This is a genomic window from Mesorhizobium sp. M0184 (assembly GCF_040322215.1).
Taxonomy (GTDB): Bacteria; Pseudomonadota; Alphaproteobacteria; order Rhizobiales; family Rhizobiaceae; genus Mesorhizobium.
In genome coordinates, this window is record NZ_JAMYSZ010000002.1 from 35934 (window position 1) to 53585 (window position 17652).

Here is a 17652-nt window from a genome sequence, read left to right on the forward strand (position 1 = left end):
GCCGTTTGGCGATTTGCTTACCGTGTCCTTTGGCCGTTCTTCAACGCTGCCCTGCTAGAAGGCAACCAGGCAGGGGAAAGAAGACCAATGAGATCGCTTTTGGGCGGCATCGCGCTTGCGGCCATCTTCGCCGCGTCGGCCGGGGCCGAAACGCGCTACGACCGCAAACTCGAAGAGGCGGTGATGGGCATCGTCGCCGGCAAGATCGGCGAAATCCGCGGCGGCTTTTCCTACAAGCAGGCGCCGCAATTTGTCGTCATGCCAGATACCTTGCCGATGGCGTCCAGTTCCGCTGACCGGCCGCGCCCGCAGGTGTCCGGCGACAGCAGCGACGGTCTGACGCCGGCCGTCGAACGGCGGGTTTCGCGGACCAGATTCTAAAGCATGATCCCGAAGAGACTCTAGAAACTAGAACCACATGTCCCGCACGCAGCGACCATCTCTCGGCAAATCCTCGAATGTATCGAGACCCTCGAAATGGTCGATCGGGAGATCGGCGACGGCCTCGGGCGGCGCAAGCCTCACATTGACGGCGATGCGGTAGCGCCCAGCCGCATCGGGATGCAAACCGCGCCAGGCCAGGACGCAAGCGCAGGTTGGGCAGAAGAGAATCTCAAGCGAAGGATGAGCCTTTCCGACGCGCCGATAGGCGCTTACGGGCCCGGCAAGGCGGATGCGTTCGTCGACATAGTCGTAAGCCCAGAGCGTGCCGTAGCGACGGCAAAGTGTGCAATTGCAGGCAGTGATCGAACCGGGATCGCCCTCCAGGGTCCAGTGGGCTGCGCCGCAGTGGCAGGTTCCCGTCAGCATGTTCCTCCTCCACGTTTCGACGGCTAAACGGCATCTCTTTCTTAGCATTGCGTCGGGTCTCGTGCGAGGTTCGACAAACAGCGCAGCGGCTTGATGCGTTCACCGCCTTTCCAACTATGCCTTGTCTGATCGCCAATCTCCTTGCCATCATCGTTGGCTTTCGCCATGAAGGCCGATGACTTCCCTTCCGCCAGCCAGCATACGCCAGCGGCTCGACGAATTGCTCGTCCAGCGCGGCCTGTTTGCCAGCCGCTCGCGTGCCCGCGACGCGGTCGAGCGCGGCACCGTGACGGTCGATGGCATCGTCGCCCTCAAGCCGGGCCAGGCCGTTCTGCCTGAGTGCAACATCGTCGTTGACGATCCGGCGCAAGGTTACGTGTCGCGCGCCGCACTGAAGCTGAAGGCTGGTCTCGACCATTTCGCTCTCGACCCCACCGGCAGCGAAGCGCTCGATGTCGGCGCCTCGACCGGCGGCTTCACGCAGGTGCTGCTCGAACGCGGCGCGGCGCATGTCACGGCGATCGATGTCGGGCACGGCCAGATGCACTCCAACATCGCCGGCGATCCGCGCGTGACGGTAATTGAAGGCCTGAATGCGCGCGAACTATCGGCCGCCGATCTCGGCGGCCGTGTGCCGGATTTCATCGTCTCGGATGTCAGCTTCATATCGCTGAAACTGGCGCTGCCGCCGGCGCTTGCCTTGGCCAGGAATGGCGCAAAAGCTGTGTTTCTGGTCAAGCCGCAATTCGAGGCCGGCCGCGAGGCAATCGGCAAGGGCGGCCTGCTGAAGGACCCCTATGATGCGGCGCGCATTGCCGGCCTGATGCAGGACTGGCTCGATGCCATTCCCGGCTGGCGCTCGCTGGGGCTTCATCTGTCACCGATAGAGGGCGGCGACGGCAACCGCGAGTTCCTGCTCGGCGGCATCAAGGACGTCGAGACCCAGAAGCGATGAGCACCCGTTTCACGATCGCAAGGTTGGGCTCGCAGGGCGACGGCATCGCCGAGACGGAAACCGGCGAGGTTTTCATTCCGTTCGCGCTGCCGGGAGAGGTCGTCACCGCCGCGCGGGAGAAAGATCGCGCCACCTTGATGTCGGTCCTTGAGGCTTCGCCGTTGCGGGTCGATCCGCCGTGCCGGCATTTCGGCGCATGCGGCGGCTGCGCCGTCCAGCATCTCGAGACTGAAGCCTATCACCGGTGGAAGCGCGAAAAGATCGTGCATGCGCTGAAGAGCAAGGGCATCGCTTGCGATGTCGGGGCGCTGGTGCCGTGCGCGCCGCACACGCGCCGCCGCGTCGTCTTCACCGCCCGGCGGAGCGAGGTGGGAATGCAGTTCGGCTTCGTTCGCGCGCTGTCATCCGAGATCATCTCGATCGAGGAATGCCCGATCTCGGCGCCGCAGATCGTCGCTGCGCTCGATCGCTTGAAAGCCCTCGCTGGGCTGATCTGCACCACGACCAAATCGTTCCACATGGCGGTGACGGTGACCGGTTCCGGCCTCGATGTCGCGGTTCACGATTCCGGCAAGCTCGGCGAGAACCAGCGCCGCGTCGCCTCCAACTTCGTCATCGCCGAGGGGCTAGCCAGGCTGTCGGTCGACGGCGAGATCATTATCGAACCAAACAAACCGGTCGTCCTGTTTGGTGGCGTCGCCGTCGCAGTGCCTCCGGGCGCTTTCCTGCAGGCGACCGAGGCTGCCGAACAGGCGATGGCCAACATTGTCGTCCAGCATTTCGCGCGCGCCAAAAAGGTCGCCGATCTCTTCGCCGGCTGCGGCAGCTTCGCGCTGCGCCTAGCCGCAAGATCGGAGGTTCATGCGGTGGAAGGCGATGCGGCAGCACTCGCGGCGCTCGACCGGGCATTCCGTTTCGCCAGCGGCCTGAAGCGGGTGACCGGCGAACGTCGCGACCTGTTCCGGAGGCCGCTGACATTCAAGGAGTTGAATGCCTTTGACGGCGTTGTCTTCGACCCGCCTCGCGCCGGCGCCGAGGACCAGTCGAAGCAGATCGCGCGCTCCGACGTGCCGCTCGTCGCCGCGGTGTCTTGCAATCCGGTAACGCTGGCGCGGGACCTACGCATCCTCATGGACGGCGGCTACGCCCTGAAGAGCGTGACGCCGATCGACCAGTTCCTGTGGTCGCCGCATGTCGAGGTCGTGGCGCTGTTGGAGAAGCCGAGACGAAGGCGCTAGCAGCCAGGGCCTGAAACGCGCACCAAAAAAGCACATTTTGAACGCACGTCGTTCAGACTGTGCTAGGGAATTGCCATGAGCACCGCAGCCTTCGAAATTTCGGCATGGCGCTTCGGCGAGGAGCGGGCGCGTTTCTCTCGCCAAGGCGGGTCGCTGAACTGCTAGGGGTTAATATGACAGAACTGGCGGGGCTGACCGGTCTCGCGCGCAACACGCTTGCCGCCAAGTCCGGTGCGCGCAAGGTCGACGCCGCATTGAGTCCCATCGTCCGTATCCTGGCGATGGCCGGCGAGATGGCCGGTGATGAACATCGTGCGGCGATCTGGTTCAAGCATCAGCCGATCCCCGGTTGGGCCGGAAAGACCGCCTACGATCTGGTTCGCGAAGGCAAGACGGACAAGGTGCTTGCCTATCTGGAGGCAGTCCGCTCCGGCATCTATGCCTGAAACCAGGCTGACCCTGTGGCGCGCTTTTGTGCCGCGCTGGGCCGCTGTGAGCTGCTATGCTTCTTGCACGCGTTCGTATCCGGCCGCCTTCGCGGCCCTGACGAACTTGCGGTCAAAAGTCGCGAAGCCAGCGCAGTGAGCGGACTTGCCCAGATGCAGCGCGTCAGCGAAATCCAACCCCTGTTCCGAGAGGTCGAGCGCGGACGACACGACCGCCCCGTCTTCCACCTCTACCGTGGGAAGCCCGCTAAACACCCGTAGCGTACGGGCGATTTCAAGCGGCGCAAAACCGTAGGCGCTGCGCAACACCCATTCGACTTCCAGCATCACCGTGACGGCGACAAAGACCGGCTGGCTATCGATCAGCGCCCGGGCGCGGGAAGACTGCGACGGGTGATCGCCCGTCAGGTAGCGGACGATCAGGTTGGTATCAATTGCGAGCATGGCGCCGCCGCGCTTCGGCGAGCACGCCCGCGTCCATTTCTTCCAACGTCTTCGGCCTGCCGCTATAGCGCAGCGATCCAAACACGTCCTCTGGCCGCGTCTCGGCGAAGACTGGCGCAGGCTTCAGTAGCACGCCCTCCGGGGTATCCTCGACCAGAAGGCGTGTGCCGGCATGCCATTCCCTCCGTTTCCGGATCGCGCTGGGCAGGATGACCTGTCCCTTGGTCGAGACCGTAGTTACGAGCTTCTCTGCGGCAGCCATCTCGGCACGTCCTTAGGTGTAAGACGAATGTAAGATAGTCGAAGCTCTCGGCAAATTCAAGGCGCAAGCTACTCCTACTTAAAGCGATGACAAGGCAGTGGGCGGCGGGGATTGGTTGTTCCGGAGCGGCGATAATTCGGCGTCAACTCCATCAAACCCTGGTGCCGCCGACTGTCATCTGGTTCATCCTGAGATGCGGCTGGCCGACGCCGACCGGCACGCCCTGTCCGGCCTTGCCGCACATGCCGATGCCGGTGTCGAGCTTCATATCGTTGCCGACCATCGAAACCCGATGCATGGCATCCGGCCCGTTGCCGATCAGCATGGCGCCCTTGATCGGTTGCGTCACCTTGCCGTTCTCGATCATGTAGGCTTCGGTGCAGCCGAACACGAACTTGCCCGAAGTGATGTCGACCTGGCCGCCACCGAACGACACGGCATAGATGCCGTTCTTGACTGAGGCGATGATCTCGTCCGGCTCCATGTCGCCTCCTGTCATGTAGGTGTTTGTCATGCGCGGCATAGGCTCGTGCGCGTAACCTTGGCGTCGCCCGTTGCCGGTGGCTTTCATGCCCATCAGCCGGGCGTTCTGGCGGTCCTGCATGTAGCCGACCAGCTTGCCATCGTCGATCAGCACGTTATGGGCCGATGGCGTGCCCTCATCGTCGACGGTAAGCGAACCACGCCGCTCGGGCAGGGTGCCGTCGTCAACGACGGTGACGCCTTTCGCCGCCACCTGCTGGCCAAGCAGGCCGGCGAAGGCCGACGTCTTCTTGCGGTTGAAATCGCCTTCCAGCCCGTGGCCGACGGCCTCGTGCAACATGACGCCCGGCCAGCCGCTCGACAGCACGATGTCGAAAGTGCCGGCAGGTGCTGGAACCGCTTCGAGATTGACCAGCGCTTGCCGCAATGCCTCCTTGGCCGCGTGCCGCCAGCTGTCCTCGATCAGGAATTCACCAAAATCCTTGCGGCCTCCCATGCCGTAGGAGCCGCTCTCCTGGCGGTCGCCGTCGCCGACCACCACCGACACGTTGATCCTGACCAGCGGACGGATGTCGCGCACCATCTGGCCGTCGGCGCGCACGATCTCGACATGCTGCCAGGAGGCGGCGAGCGACGCCGTCACCTGCCTGACGCGCGGATCCTCGGCCCGCAGCCATGCATCGATTTCCTGAAGCAGCTTGGCCTTGGCCTCGAAGGAAGGCGAGGGGATAGGGTTTCCGTCGCTGTAGAGATGGCGGTTGGTGCGGGCAGGCGCTGCGGCAAGCGTGCCGGAATAGCCGCTCTTCACCGTCGAAACGGCATCGGCGGCGCGCAGCAGCGAGGCTTCGGAGAGATCGCTGGAATGGGCGTAGCCGCTGGCTTCGCCGGCGACGGCGCGCAGGCCGAAACCCTGGTCGGTGTTGAAATTCGCGGTCTTCAGCTTGCCATTGTCGAACATCAGCGATTCGCTTTCGCTATATTCGAGAAACAGTTCGCCGTCGTCGGCGCCGTTAATAGTCTCGGCAACGATTTGCTTGATGCGATCGTCGGAAATGTCAAATTGGCCGATCAGGCTGTTCATGGCAGGTCCATTCGCAGGAGGATTGTTTCCCACGATGTAGGCGCGAAGGCCCGCACAGACAATCTGAAATGAGATTTGCCGTGACCCGGCCGGTCAACATCACTGGATCGTGCTACAAGACCCGGTCTCAAGGCAGGGCGGCGAAGCCGTCGGCGAAACCCTTGAGGTCGACGGGAATGCCGATCCCCTCTTCCGGCGTCTGGAAGACGATGAAGGTGGCGGACGTACCGGTCTTCAGCGTGTCGAGCAGCGGCTTTTCCAGGATGACCTCGGCATAGCAGCCGTCCTGGAAACAGCGCACGAAATACGCGCGGCCGATATCCTTGCCGTCGACATTGAGGCCGAGGCCGTTGGGCAACAGCACGCCGAGCGGCGCCAGCACACGCAGGATTTCGGCCTTGTTGTCGGCTGTGCGCAGCACGACAACGGAAAGACCCATTTCCGGACGGTCCTCGGCGACGACGTTCTGCATCATCACGCATTGTTCGGATGTAGCACCGGCGGGCGTATCGCAGATGATCGACCACGCCCCATGCGTTGACTTCACCGTGCCGCTTGGCTGCGCGGCATTGGCCAGGCCGGCGCCGGACAAGGCTATTGCGGCGGCAACAAAGATGACCTTCGCCAAGGTTCTCGAAAGCCAAGGGTTCATGACGGCTCCATTGCGAATCACGGCACTTTAAGCCGCACTAAACCCAAGTAAAGGACGAGACCCCGGCGATCCGCCCCGACACAGGCAACAATGCGCTTTTCCGTGCCAATTTCGCCCTAATTGCGACGGTTCCGCGCGCCGCGCAGCTCATTCTACCCGGATGCCGCTCTGGTGATTCGCGGCGAGCCGTCACCGCACGAAGCCAGCGCCGCGCTTGCGCGCAAAAATGCCGCACGGGTTCCGGCGCTCCTTTCTTGCGGAGGCAAATAGAGTATGGTTTGAACCAGCCTTGAATTGTCCGGGATTCCCGTCCCGGCATTGTTCGACATTCTTGCGGTCCGATCGCGAGGAACTGGGAGATGACGAGGGCGATGAGAAAATTCCTGGCAACCGCCAAAATCGTAGCTAGTGCCGCCGCCACGTTGTTTGCCGCTGCATCCGCTCATGCAGCCCAGCCCCAACCTTGGGAAACCAGTTTTCAGCCTCCGGCGACCGACATTATGAGGCAGATCGAGTGGTTCGGGAACTACTCGTTCGCGTTCATCATTGTGATCACCGCCTTGGTGCTTTTCCTGATTGCCTATTGCATTTTGCGGTTCCGGGCGAGCGTCAACCCGACGCCGTCGCGCACCAGCCACAACACGCTGATCGAGGTCATCTGGACTGTCGGTCCCGTGGTCATCCTGCTCTGTCTCGCCATTCCCTCGTTCCAGCTGCTGACCGCGCAATACACGCCGCCGGAAGAAGCCAAGCTGACCGTCAAGGCGACCGGCAATCAGTGGAACTGGGACTACGAATACCAGGTCGACAACACGCTTTCCTTTAATTCCGCGATCCTTCAGGATGCCGACAGGGCTGCTGCCGGCAAGGAAGATCGCGCCGCGTATCCGCGCCTGCTCGCCGTCGACAATGAGATGGTGGTGCCGGTCAGCACCATGACCCGGGTGCTGGTGACGGCGACCGACGTCATTCACGCCTTTGCCATGCCGTCCTTCGGCATCAAGACCGATGCGGTGCCGGGCCGCATCAACGAGGTCTGGTTCAAGGCGGACAAGGAAGGCCTCTATTACGGCCAGTGCTCGGAACTCTGCGGCAAGGACCACGCCTTCATGCCGATCGCCATTCGCGTCGTCTCCGATGCACAATACAAGACCTGGCTGGCGGCAGCCAAGACCGACCTTCCCGGCGCCAACAAGGCGCTGATGGCCGAGGTCGATGGCACGAACAAGGTAGCGGCCGCCGGCAATTGATGCCGCGACCAGAAAAGATTCAGGGAACGGAGCCGACCATGGCGCACGCTGCAGCTCACGACGACCACGACCACAAGCCGTATCATGGCTGGGTCCGGTGGGTGTATTCGACCAACCACAAGGACATTGGCACGCTTTATCTGATCTTCGCGATCATGGCGGGCTGCATCGGTGGCGCCTTGTCGGTCGTCATGCGCATGGAATTGCAGGAGCCGGGCATCCAGATCTTCACTGGCCTGGCGCAGATGGTCTACGGCATGAACGGCGACGCCGCCATCGACGGGGGCAAGAGCATGTACAATGCTTTCACCACCGCGCATGCGCTGATCATGATCTTCTTCATGGTGATGCCGGCGCTGATCGGCGGCTTTGCCAACTGGATGGTGCCGATCATGATCGGCGCGCCGGATATGGCCTTCCCGCGCATGAACAACGTCTCGTTCTGGCTGCTGCCGCCGGCTTTCATCCTGCTGATTTTCTCGGCCTTCGTCCCGAGTGCGCCCGGCGCCTACGGCGTCGGCGGCGGCTGGACGCTTTACCCGCCGCTGTCGACATCGGGCCAGCCCGGACCGGCCATGGACCTGGCGATTCTGTCAATCCACATCGCCGGCGCCTCCTCGATTCTTGGCGCCATCAACTTCATCACCACCATCTTCAACATGCGCGCGCCCGGCATGACCATGCACAAGATGCCGCTTTTCGCCTGGTCGGTGCTGATTACCGCCTTCCTGCTGCTGCTGTCGTTGCCGGTGCTGGCCGGCGGCATCACCATGCTTTTGACCGACCGCAATTTCGGCACCACCTTCTTCGCCCCGGACGGCGGCGGCGATCCGATCCTGTTCCAGCACCTGTTCTGGTTCTTCGGCCATCCGGAGGTCTACATTCTGATCCTGCCGGGTTTCGGTATCATCAGCCATATCATCTCGACCTTTTCGAGGAAGCCGGTGTTTGGCTATCTCGGCATGGCGTATGCGATGGTTGCCATCGGCGCGGTGGGCTTCATCGTCTGGGCCCACCACATGTACACGACGGGCCTGTCGCTCGACACGCAGCGCTATTTCGTCTTCGCCACCATGGTCATCGCGGTGCCGACGGGTGTGAAGATCTTCTCGTGGATCGCCACTATGTGGGGCGGGTCGATTTCGCTCAAGACCCCGATGCTGTGGGCGATCGGCTTCATCTTCCTGTTCACTGTTGGCGGCGTCACCGGTGTGCAGCTGGCCAATGCCGGCCTCGACCGCCCGCTGCACGACACCTATTTCGTGGTCGCACACTTCCACTACGTGCTGTCGCTGGGCGCGGTCTTCGCGATCTTCGCCGGCTGGTACTACTGGTTCCCGAAGATGACCGGCTACATGTATTCGCCCGTGATCGCGAACACCCACTTCTGGGTCACTTTCGTCGGCGTCAACCTGGTCTTTTTCCCGCAGCACTTCCTCGGCCTTTCCGGTATGCCGCGTCGCTATATCGACTATCCGGATGCCTTCGCCGGCTGGAATATGGTGTCGTCCTACGGCTCGTACATCTCGGCTGTCGGCGTCGTCATCTTCCTGTTCGGCCTCTTCGAGGCGTTCCAGAAGAAGCGGGTCGCCGGCGCCAATCCTTGGGGCGAGGGTGCGACCACGCTGGAATGGCAGCTGCCTTCGCCGCCGCCGTTCCACCAGTGGGAACAGTTGCCGAAGATCAAGTAGGCGGTTGCCTCCTTTAATACGGAACCGCCGGCCGGCCGGCGGTTTTGGCCAACGGAATGATGGACTTTAAGTACGCATGGCCCTTGCCGAAGACAGACTGATTGACGAGCCAGGCTTCCGCATGTCGGAAGCGACGGCGGGCGATTTCTTCGCCCTGCTGAAGCCGCGCGTCATGTCGCTGGTGGTGTTCACTGCGTTTGTCGGCATGGTCGCCGCCCCGGTGACCATCAATCCGCTGCTGGCGGTGATCGCGATCCTGGCTATTGCCATCGGCGCCGGCGCCTCCGGTGCGCTCAACATGTGGTATGACGCAGACATCGATGCGGTGATGACGCGCACCGCCGGCCGTCCCGTGCCGGCCGGCCGCATCCGGCCAGGCGAGGCATTGAGTTTCGGGCTGGTGCTGTCGGTTCTGTCGGTGATGACGCTCGGCGTGCTGGTCAACTGGTTGGCAGCATCGCTTCTGGCCTTCACGATCTTTTTCTATGCCGTCATCTATACGATGTGGCTGAAGCGCTGGACGCCGCAGAACATCGTCATCGGCGGGGCTGCCGGTGCCATTCCGCCGGTCATAGGCTGGGCGGCGGTAACCGGATCGGTGAGCCTCGAAAGCTTGGTGCTGTTCCTGATCATTTTCCTGTGGACGCCACCGCATTTCTGGGCGCTCGCGCTCTTCAAGTCGGAGGACTATGCGAAGGCAGGCATTCCGATGATGCCGAATGTCGCCGGCCAGGCCTCGACCAGACGTCAGATCTTTGCCTATGCGCTGGTCCTCGCGCCGGTTGGCGTGCTGCCCTGGGTTCTCGGGTTCACCACACCGGTCTATGGTATCGTTGCATTGCTGCTCGGCGCCGGCTTCGTCTGGTATGCGTGGAAGGTGCTGCAAATGGCCGATGACGACCGGGCGATGAAGCCGGCCAAGGCCTTGTTCGGCTATTCGCTGCTCTATCTCTTCGCCATCTTCGCCGCCTACCTTGGCGATTGTGTCGTCGCGCGCGCGCTGACCATTGGTGGAGTATGAGCATGATCGAAAAGAAGCTTGAACTGGTCACGCTGACCGAACGTCAGCAGAAGGCCCGCCGCAATCGCTCGGCCGCAATCGGTTTCGCGCTGGCGGCGCTGGTCGTCATATTCTACGTCGCGACCATCGTGAAATTTGGTCACAGCCTCACCGGCTCGATGTGAGCTGAACATGACCAGGCAAACAGTCACCGATCCTAAGAAGAAGAATACGAACCGCGTCGTCGCCGGCGTCTGCATCGCGTTCTTCGGCGGCATGATCGGCATGGCCTACGCCGCGGTGCCGCTCTACGCGATGTTCTGCCAGGCGACAGGCTACGGCGGCACCGTCAAACGGGCGACCCAGCAATATGCCGATCGGGTGCTCGATCGCGACATCACCATCCGCTTCGACGCCAACACCGCCGGCGTTCCCTGGCAATTCCAGCCGGTCGCCCGCTCGATCACCATCAAGATCGGCGAAACCGCCGAGGCGCATTTCAGCGCGACCAACAAATTCAGCCGTCCCATCACTGGACGCGCCACCTTCAACGTGCAGCCGGAACTGGCCGGACCTTACTTCAACAAGGTCGAGTGTTTCTGCTTCACCGACACGACGCTGAAGCCGGGCGAGACGCTGGACATGCCGGTCGTCTTCTATGTCGATCCCGACATCGTCAACGCGCCGGAATTGAAGGATCTGACGACGATTACCCTGTCCTACACGATGTTCCCGGTCGACAAGACCAAGCCGGTCGCATCATCGGTGCCGGCCGACGGCCGCCGCAACAAGATTTCAGATACCGAAGCAAGCCTCGGGGGTTGATATGGCAGACGCACACGCAAAACCACAACATGACTACCACCTTGTCGACCCGAGCCCGTGGCCTTTCCTGGGCTCCGTCGGGGCGCTGGTGACCGCGTTCGGCGGCGTCTGTTACATGCAATATCTCAAGGGCGGCGATTTCCCGATCTTCGGTTTCAACATTGCTAATCCATGGTTGTTCTTCATCGGCCTGCTGATCGTCATCTACACGATGTTCGCCTGGTGGTCGGATACGATCAAGGAGGCGCATGAGGGACACCACACCCGTGTCGTGTCGCTGCATCTGCGCTACGGCATGATCATGTTCATCGCCTCCGAGGTGATGTTCTTCGTCGCCTGGTTCTGGGCCTTCTTCGACGCCAGCCTGTTTCCGGGCGAGGTCCATCAATACGCCCGTACCGCCTTCACCGGCGGCGTCTGGCCGCCCAAGGGCCTCGAGGTTCTCGACCCCTTCCACCTGCCGCTTTACAACACCGTCATCCTGCTTCTGTCGGGCACCACGGTAACCTGGGCACACCACTCGCTCATCCACGGCGACCGCAAGGGCCTGATCAATGGCTTGGTGCTGACCGTCGGCCTCGGCATGCTGTTCACCATGGTGCAGGCCTACGAGTACATGCACGCGCCGTTCGGCTTCAGGGATTCGATCTACGGCGCCACCTTCTTCATGGCGACCGGCTTCCATGGTTTCCACGTCATCATCGGCACGATCTTCCTGCTGGTCTGCCTGATCCGCGCCATGAAGGGCGACTTCACGCCCAAGCAGCATTTCGGCTTCGAGGCCGCCGCCTGGTATTGGCACTTCGTCGACGTGGTGTGGCTGTTCCTGTTTGCCTCGATCTACGTCTGGGCATCGAACGGCGCGATGATCGAACCGCACTGAGATCGAACTGAGGAAATCGACAAGGCGGCTGCGGCGACGTGGCCGCCTTATCTTTTGCGGCAAATGCTCCTAGGATGACCTGATGAGCGACGACAAGGCGATCTGGCCACCAATCGATCCGATCTCGGCCGGCTTGCATGGCCGCTGCCCCCGCTGTGGCGAGGGCAAGCTGTTCTCCGGGTTCCTCACGGTCGGCAATCGCTGCACCAATTGCGGCCTCGATTATTCCTTCGCCGATGCCGGCGACGGGCCGGCGGTGTTCGTTATCCTGATCATCGGCTTCATCGTCGTCGGCCTGGCGCTGTGGATGGAGGTGACGCTCAATCCGCCGCTCTGGCTGCATCTGCTGCTGTGGATTCCGCTGACGCTGGTGCTTTGCCTGGCGGCGCTCCGGCTGATCAAGGGCGTGCTGCTGACGCTGCAATACCGCAACAAGGCGGCCGAGGGCCGACTGGACCGCGGCGAATGAGCGAGGCATCAGGTTCGGTGGCCGGCCGGTCGCGGCCCAAGCGCGCATTGGCGCTCGGCCTGGGTATCGTCGTGTTTTTGATCCTGCTGGCGCTCGGCACCTGGCAGGTTCAGCGCCTGCACTGGAAAGAGGGCCTTCTCGAGACAATAGACCAGCGCACGCATTCGGCGCCCGTGCCATTGGCCGAGGTCGAAAAGCGGTTTGCTGCTGCCGGCGACGTGGACTACACGCCGGTGATAGTGACCGGCACTTTCCTGCATCGAGGCGAACGGCATTTCCTCGCCACCTGGGAAGGCCAGTCCGGTTTCGACGTCTTCACGCCGCTACAGCTCGACGATGGCCGTTTCGTGCTGATCAACCGCGGCTTCGTGCCATACGATTTCAAGGATCCAGCCAAGCGGCCGCAGGGGCAGGTAACGGGCAAAGTGACGGTGACGGGGCTCGCCCGCAACCCGCTGCCGGCCAAGCCCTCGATGATGCTTCCCGACAATGATCCGCAGAAGAATATCTTCTACTGGAAAGATCGTGACGCGATGGCCTCGAGCGCCGGCCTGCCGACAGGTGCGGCGCTGGTGCCGATCTTCATCGATGCGAACGCCACGCCCAACCCCGGCGGGCTGCCAGTTGGCGGTGTCACCGTCATCGACCTGCCGAACAGCCATCTGCAATATGCGATAACCTGGTACGGCCTTGCCGCCGCCCTTGCCGGCGTCCTGATCTCCTGGCTCCGCCGCCCGGCGAAAGACCAATGATCGCCGCCACTACCCTTGACAGGGCAGGGCCGCGCACCTCATTTCGCGCCTTGAGCTCAGAAGTCATAGTCCGATCAACCGGCCTACAATCAGCGTAAGATGCAATCATGCTTCACACAAAGCCGCCGCTGACCATCCGGCTCTGCCAGCCCCGCGGTTTCTGTGCGGGCGTTGATCGTGCCATCCAGATCGTCGTGCTGGCGCTGAAGAAATACGGCGCGCCGGTCTATGTCCGCCACGAGATCGTGCACAACCGCTACGTCGTCGAAGGGCTGCAAAGCCTCGGCGCGGTGTTCATCGAGGAGCTCTCCGAGATCCCGCCCGAGCATCGCCAGAGCCCGGTCGTCTTTTCGGCGCATGGCGTGCCGAAATCGGTGCCGGCCGACGCCCAGTCCCGCAACTTGTTCTATCTCGACGCGACTTGCCCGCTGGTCTCGAAAGTCCATAAGCAGGCGATGCGCCATCAGCGGCTTGGCCGCCACGTGCTCTTGATCGGCCATGCCGGGCATCCGGAGGTGATCGGCACAATGGGCCAGTTGCCGGACGGCGCGGTCACTCTGATCGAGACCGAGGCCGACGCCGCAAGCTTCGTGCCTGCAGACCCGCAAGCGCTCGGCTTCGTCACCCAGACGACGCTGTCGGTCGAGGACACCGCCGGTATCATCCGCGCCCTGCAGCAGCGTTTTCCCGAGTTGCACGCGCCGGCGGCGGAATCGATCTGTTACGCCACCACCAATCGCCAGGAAGCGGTCAAGGAAACAGCGGCCGGCGCCGATCTCTTCCTGGTTGTCGGCGCACCTAACTCCTCCAACTCGCGGCGCCTGGTCGAAGTGGCCGAGCGCGCCGGCGCCTCGATGTCGCTTCTCGTGCAGCGCGCCTCCGAAATTCCGTGGAATGAGATTGCCGGCATTTCGACGCTCGGCCTGTCGGCGGGCGCCTCGGCGCCGGAGATCATCGTCGACGAGATCGTCGATGCGTTCAGGCAGCGCTTCGAAGTGACCATCGAGCTTGCCGTGACGGCGACGGAGACGGAGGACTTTCCGGTGATGCGGGTGTTGCGCGATGTCGAACTGACGGCTGCCGACATGGCCTTCGTCAACGGGGCCGCGTAGCAACGATGGCGGTCTACACCGATGTCAACGAGGGCGAGCTCGGCGCATTCCTCAGGAACTATCCGGTCGGCGACCTCTTGTCCTACAAGGGCATCGCCGAAGGCACCGAAAACTCGAATTTTCTGCTGCACACCAGCAGCGGCTCCTACATCCTGACGCTTTACGAGAAGCGCGTCGACAAGGCTGACCTGCCGTTCTTTCTCGGCCTCATGGCCCACCTCGCCAGAAAGGGCATTTCGTGCCCGCTCCCGGTCACCGCACATGATGGCGGTGTGATCGGAACACTTGCCGGCCGGCCGGCGGTCATCATCACCTTTCTCGAAGGCCTGTCGCTGCGGCGGCCGACGGCTGCGCATTGCGGCGAGGTCGGCAAGGCGCTGGCGGCACTGCATCTCGCCGGCGCGGATTTTCCGATGACCCGCCCCAACGCCCTTGCCATCGATGGCTGGCGCAAGCTGTGGAATGCCGCCCGCGCCCGCGCCGACGAGGTCGAGCCGGGACTGGCTGCCGAGGTCGATGCCGATTTCGCCGATTTCGAGCGGAACTGGCCGAACGGTCTGCCGCGAGGCATCATCCATGCCGATCTTTTCCCGGACAATGTGTTCTTCCTCGGCGAGAAACTGTCCGGGCTGATCGACTTCTATTTCGCCTGCAACGACCTCTACGCCTATGACGTTGCCACGTGCCTGAACGCCTGGTGCTTCGAGAAGGATTTTTCCTTCAATCTGACCAAGGGCACGGCGCTGCTTGCCGGCTACCAAAGCGTGCGGCCGTTGAGCAGTGACGAGAAAGCTGCGCTGCCGATGCTGGCGCGCGGCTCGGCGCTGCGCTTCATGCTGACCCGGCTCTACGACTGGCTGACGGTCCCGGACGGCGGGCTGGTGATGAAACGCGACCCGACCGAGTATATCCGCCGGATGCGCTTCCACCGGGCGATCAACTCTCCTTCCGAATATGGACTGACATGACCAAGCGCGTTGAAATCTTCACCGATGGTGCCTGTTCGGGCAATCCCGGGCCTGGCGGCTGGGGCGCAATCCTGCGCTTCAACGGCGCAATTAAGGAGCTCCATGGCGGCGAGGCTGCCACCACCAACAACCGTATGGAACTGTTGGCGGCCATCTCGGCGCTTAATGCGCTCAAGGAGCCCTGCGCCGTCGATCTTTATACCGACAGCAACTATGTCAAGGACGGTATTTTCAGCTGGATCGACGGCTGGAAGCGCAACGGCTGGAAGACGGCCGCCAGGCAGCCGGTGAAGAATGCCGAGCTGTGGCAGCAGCTCGACGCGGCGCGTAACCGCCATCAGGTCACCTGGCATTGGGTCAAGGGCCATGCCGGCCATCCCGAGAACGAGCGCGCCGACGAATTGGCGCGGCTCGGCATGGCGCCATTCAAGAAAGGCCTCGTCAAGACTGCGGCGCCAGAACCAGGTTCGCAGTCAAAGCAGCCGGCCGCCACAAAGGCGCGGCGCTCGACGCAAAGCTATTGAATTCCGGCTGCGGGTCCGCTCTCTGGCAGGAAAGCTCTTATCATGCCGATTGCATACTACATCACGCATCCCCAGGTTCAGGTCGATGCCAACGTTCCAGTGCCGGAGTGGGGACTGTCCGACATCGGGCGAGCGAGAACATCTGCAATGCTCGATCAGCCGTGGGTTGGGTCGATCCGGCGGATCGTGTCGTCGGGTGAACGCAAGGCGATAGAAACCGCCGAGATACTCGGAAGGCATCTCCGCCTTGCAGTCGAGGTGAGGGAACGGATGCATGAGAATGACCGATCGGCAACCGGTTTCCTGCCGCCATCGGAGTTCGAAGCGGTCGCCGACCAATTCTTCGCCAATCCAAACAGCAGCATTCGTGGATGGGAGCCAGCTATCGAAGCCCAGCGTCGTATTCTAAGCGAGGTAGACACTGTGCTACGCACCGACGCCGCCGTCGACGTTGCTTTCATAGGTCACGGAGGTGTCGGAACGCTCCTGCTGCTCTCTTTGAGCGGTCGGGAAATCAGCCGCGAGGCGGATCAGCCAGCGGGCGGTGGGAACTACTTCGCATACGATATCAGCGCGCGTCGCGTTATCCATGGATGGCAGCCGATCGACAGGCCGACGCAGCGCCGCGACAGTTAATTACCTATCGGATCAGCAGGGCGGTGCCGAACAGTCCGATTGCGAACACCGTGTGCGACACAAGATTGAGGGCGCGGACCTGCATCGGATTGGGCCGCTTCGAAGCGGCCCAGCCGGCGCCCATGCCGGGCGCCAGCAGAAACCAGCCGGCGCCGACGGTGACCATGCTGATGATAAAGGCCGGCAGGAAGGTCGGCGCGGTGAGCCAGGCCGTTCCGGCCAGCACGACCAGTATGAAGCCGTAGACGATGCCGACAGCATAATGAAAGGCCCAGCCAAGTACTGATTCATGCGGGTAGGGCGAGGCCTTGCCAATGTCGTCATGGAAGACCTTGCCTTCCCTGAGATGCCAGACCCAGCGGCCGACCAGCCCCCAGTTCGGCCGCGGTTGAGCAAACACCTTGCTCAGGAAAATCGCCCAGACATCCATAAGCGCGGTTGCGCCGATGCCGATCGCGACGCTGCGCCAGACGATGTCAGACATAATCGAGGTCCCCAAAAGCAAACAGTCCCGAAGGGCCGACGCATGGTCCCGAAAACCGGGTCGGCTTTCGGAAGGATCATACGCCGATGCAAAAGTCAGCGTCCTTTGGACGTTGAGCGCTCGAAGGCGCCCCTTTGCCGTGCCTGGCCTAGGCTGTCGCCAGGACGGAAAGCTGCCCGAGAATGTGAGCAGCGCCGGATTCGTCGACGCCGGGCTTTGTCTCGACATTGAGTGCAGTGACCTTGCCGTCATCGACGATCATCGAAAAACGCCTCGAGCGCAGCCCCATGCCGCCGCCGGAGAGGTCGGCGTCGAGGCCGACCGATTTGGCGAAATCGCCATTGCCATCGGCAAGATAAAGGATTTTGCCTTCACCGCCGCTGAAGCGGGCCCAAGCCCCCATGACGTGAACATCGTTGACCGAGACAACGGCGATAGTGTCGACGCCGCGCGCCAGGATGGCGTCGTAATTGTCCAGGTAGCCGGGCAGATGATTGTTGCTGCAGGTCGGCGTGAAGGCGCCTGGAACGCCAAACAGCACGACCTTCTTTCCTGAGAATATCTCGCCCGTCGTGATCGGCCTTGCACCGTCGGCGGTCATTGTCTTGAAGGTCGCATCGGGCAGTTTGTCGCCAACGGAGATCGTCATGATGGTCCTCGCTTGGAAATGGAAGGGAGCTCCTTGCG

At 62.4% G+C, this 17652-nt stretch carries 22 protein-coding genes and 1 pseudogene; 16 read left to right on the forward strand and 7 right to left on the reverse strand.

What is annotated here, in order from left to right; genetic code table 11:
• The first annotated feature begins 87 nt into the window (after positions 1-87).
• Positions 88-381 (forward strand): hypothetical protein, encoded by a 294-nt coding sequence (locus NKJ23_RS03225; RefSeq protein ID WP_352678143.1) that lies wholly within the window; start codon positions 88-90, stop codon positions 379-381.
• Between the two features lie 27 nt (positions 382-408).
• Here NKJ23_RS03225 and NKJ23_RS03230 read toward each other — a convergent pair whose 3' ends face one another.
• On the reverse strand, positions 409-810 hold the full coding sequence (locus tag NKJ23_RS03230) for a GFA family protein (RefSeq protein WP_352678145.1): 402 nt from the start codon (positions 808-810) through the stop codon (positions 409-411).
• Positions 811-985: 175 nt separating this feature from the next.
• On the opposite strand from NKJ23_RS03230, the gene NKJ23_RS03235 reads away from it, so the two are divergent.
• The 3 genes and pseudogenes from NKJ23_RS03235 to NKJ23_RS03245 all read left to right on the forward strand — a co-directional run bounded on the left by NKJ23_RS03235 (position 986) and on the right by NKJ23_RS03245 (position 3449).
• The gene (locus tag NKJ23_RS03235) at positions 986-1765 is read left to right on the forward strand and encodes a TlyA family RNA methyltransferase (RefSeq protein WP_352678148.1); all 780 of its coding nucleotides are present in this window, start codon (positions 986-988) and stop codon (positions 1763-1765) included.
• Positions 1762-3003 (forward strand): class I SAM-dependent RNA methyltransferase, encoded by a 1242-nt coding sequence (locus tag NKJ23_RS03240; protein WP_352678151.1) that lies wholly within the window; start codon positions 1762-1764, stop codon positions 3001-3003. Before NKJ23_RS03235 ends, NKJ23_RS03240 begins: the two co-directional genes overlap by 4 nt.
• Positions 3004-3078: 75 nt before the next feature.
• A pseudogene (locus tag NKJ23_RS03245) lies at positions 3079-3449 on the forward strand (antitoxin Xre/MbcA/ParS toxin-binding domain-containing protein).
• A 54-nt stretch (positions 3450-3503) separates the two neighbouring features.
• Here the strand turns inward: NKJ23_RS03245 and NKJ23_RS03250 are convergent.
• From NKJ23_RS03250 to NKJ23_RS03265, 4 genes are all read right to left on the reverse strand, one after another.
• Positions 3504-3893, reverse strand: coding sequence for a type II toxin-antitoxin system VapC family toxin (locus NKJ23_RS03250; protein WP_023674128.1), 390 nt, complete (start codon positions 3891-3893; stop codon positions 3504-3506).
• Positions 3880-4155: an AbrB/MazE/SpoVT family DNA-binding domain-containing protein gene (locus tag NKJ23_RS03255; RefSeq protein WP_023674129.1), complete on the reverse strand. Its 276-nt coding sequence runs from the start codon at positions 4153-4155 to the stop codon at positions 3880-3882. The genes NKJ23_RS03250 and NKJ23_RS03255 overlap by 14 nt, the downstream gene beginning before the upstream one ends.
• Positions 4156-4306: 151 nt before the next feature.
• Entirely contained in the window at positions 4307-5719 is a 1413-nt protein-coding gene (gene tldD, locus NKJ23_RS03260) for a metalloprotease TldD (protein ID WP_352593356.1), read from the reverse strand.
• 127 nt (positions 5720-5846) lie between these two features.
• Positions 5847-6371, reverse strand: a complete 525-nt coding sequence (locus tag NKJ23_RS03265) for an invasion associated locus B family protein (RefSeq protein WP_023674131.1) — start codon at positions 6369-6371, stop codon at positions 5847-5849.
• A gap of 371 nt (positions 6372-6742) precedes the next feature.
• Between NKJ23_RS03265 and coxB the strand changes: the two genes are divergently transcribed.
• The 12 genes from coxB to NKJ23_RS03325 all read left to right on the forward strand — a co-directional run bounded on the left by coxB (position 6743) and on the right by NKJ23_RS03325 (position 16481).
• The gene (gene coxB / locus NKJ23_RS03270) at positions 6743-7621 is read left to right on the forward strand and encodes a cytochrome c oxidase subunit II (RefSeq protein ID WP_031211057.1); all 879 of its coding nucleotides are present in this window, start codon (positions 6743-6745) and stop codon (positions 7619-7621) included.
• A gap of 38 nt (positions 7622-7659) precedes the next feature.
• The gene (gene ctaD, locus NKJ23_RS03275) at positions 7660-9312 is read left to right on the forward strand and encodes a cytochrome c oxidase subunit I (protein WP_352678156.1); all 1653 of its coding nucleotides are present in this window, start codon (positions 7660-7662) and stop codon (positions 9310-9312) included.
• A gap of 76 nt (positions 9313-9388) precedes the next feature.
• Positions 9389-10333, forward strand: coding sequence for a heme o synthase (locus tag NKJ23_RS03280; RefSeq protein WP_352678159.1), 945 nt, complete (start codon positions 9389-9391; stop codon positions 10331-10333).
• The gene (locus tag NKJ23_RS03285) at positions 10330-10497 is read left to right on the forward strand and encodes a cytochrome c oxidase system small membrane protein (RefSeq protein ID WP_502896658.1); all 168 of its coding nucleotides are present in this window, start codon (positions 10330-10332) and stop codon (positions 10495-10497) included. Before NKJ23_RS03280 ends, NKJ23_RS03285 begins: the two co-directional genes overlap by 4 nt.
• A 7-nt stretch (positions 10498-10504) precedes the next feature.
• Entirely contained in the window at positions 10505-11137 is a 633-nt protein-coding gene (locus NKJ23_RS03290) for a cytochrome c oxidase assembly protein (RefSeq protein WP_352593359.1), read from the forward strand.
• A 1-nt stretch (position 11138) separates the two neighbouring features.
• Positions 11139-12020: a cytochrome c oxidase subunit 3 gene (locus NKJ23_RS03295; protein ID WP_352578608.1), complete on the forward strand. Its 882-nt coding sequence runs from the start codon at positions 11139-11141 to the stop codon at positions 12018-12020.
• Between the two features lie 82 nt (positions 12021-12102).
• Positions 12103-12489 (forward strand): DUF983 domain-containing protein, encoded by a 387-nt coding sequence (locus tag NKJ23_RS03300; RefSeq protein ID WP_352470653.1) that lies wholly within the window; start codon positions 12103-12105, stop codon positions 12487-12489.
• Positions 12486-13241, forward strand: coding sequence for an SURF1 family protein (locus tag NKJ23_RS03305; protein ID WP_352678162.1), 756 nt, complete (start codon positions 12486-12488; stop codon positions 13239-13241). Before NKJ23_RS03300 ends, NKJ23_RS03305 begins: the two co-directional genes overlap by 4 nt.
• Before the next feature lie 107 nt (positions 13242-13348).
• Complete coding sequence (gene ispH, locus NKJ23_RS03310; RefSeq protein ID WP_352678165.1) at positions 13349-14353, forward strand: 4-hydroxy-3-methylbut-2-enyl diphosphate reductase; 1005 nt, start codon at positions 13349-13351, stop codon at positions 14351-14353.
• A gap of 5 nt (positions 14354-14358) precedes the next feature.
• On the forward strand, positions 14359-15321 hold the full coding sequence (locus tag NKJ23_RS03315; protein WP_023674141.1) for a homoserine kinase: 963 nt from the start codon (positions 14359-14361) through the stop codon (positions 15319-15321).
• On the forward strand, positions 15318-15845 hold the full coding sequence (gene rnhA / locus NKJ23_RS03320) for a ribonuclease HI (protein WP_023674142.1): 528 nt from the start codon (positions 15318-15320) through the stop codon (positions 15843-15845). Before NKJ23_RS03315 ends, rnhA begins: the two co-directional genes overlap by 4 nt.
• 42 nt (positions 15846-15887) lie before the next feature.
• Positions 15888-16481 carry a histidine phosphatase family protein gene (locus NKJ23_RS03325; protein WP_031211060.1) on the forward strand — a complete coding sequence of 198 codons (594 nt, stop codon included), beginning with the start codon at positions 15888-15890 and terminating at the stop codon, positions 16479-16481.
• A gap of 4 nt (positions 16482-16485) precedes the next feature.
• On the opposite strand, the gene NKJ23_RS03330 is transcribed toward NKJ23_RS03325, so the two are convergent.
• On the reverse strand, positions 16486-16965 hold the full coding sequence (locus NKJ23_RS03330; protein ID WP_352678169.1) for a DUF2938 domain-containing protein: 480 nt from the start codon (positions 16963-16965) through the stop codon (positions 16486-16488).
• Positions 16966-17113: 148 nt separating this feature from the next.
• Positions 17114-17614, reverse strand: a complete 501-nt coding sequence (locus tag NKJ23_RS03335; protein WP_352622961.1) for a peroxiredoxin — start codon at positions 17612-17614, stop codon at positions 17114-17116.
• Positions 17615-17652 lie beyond the last annotated feature (38 nt).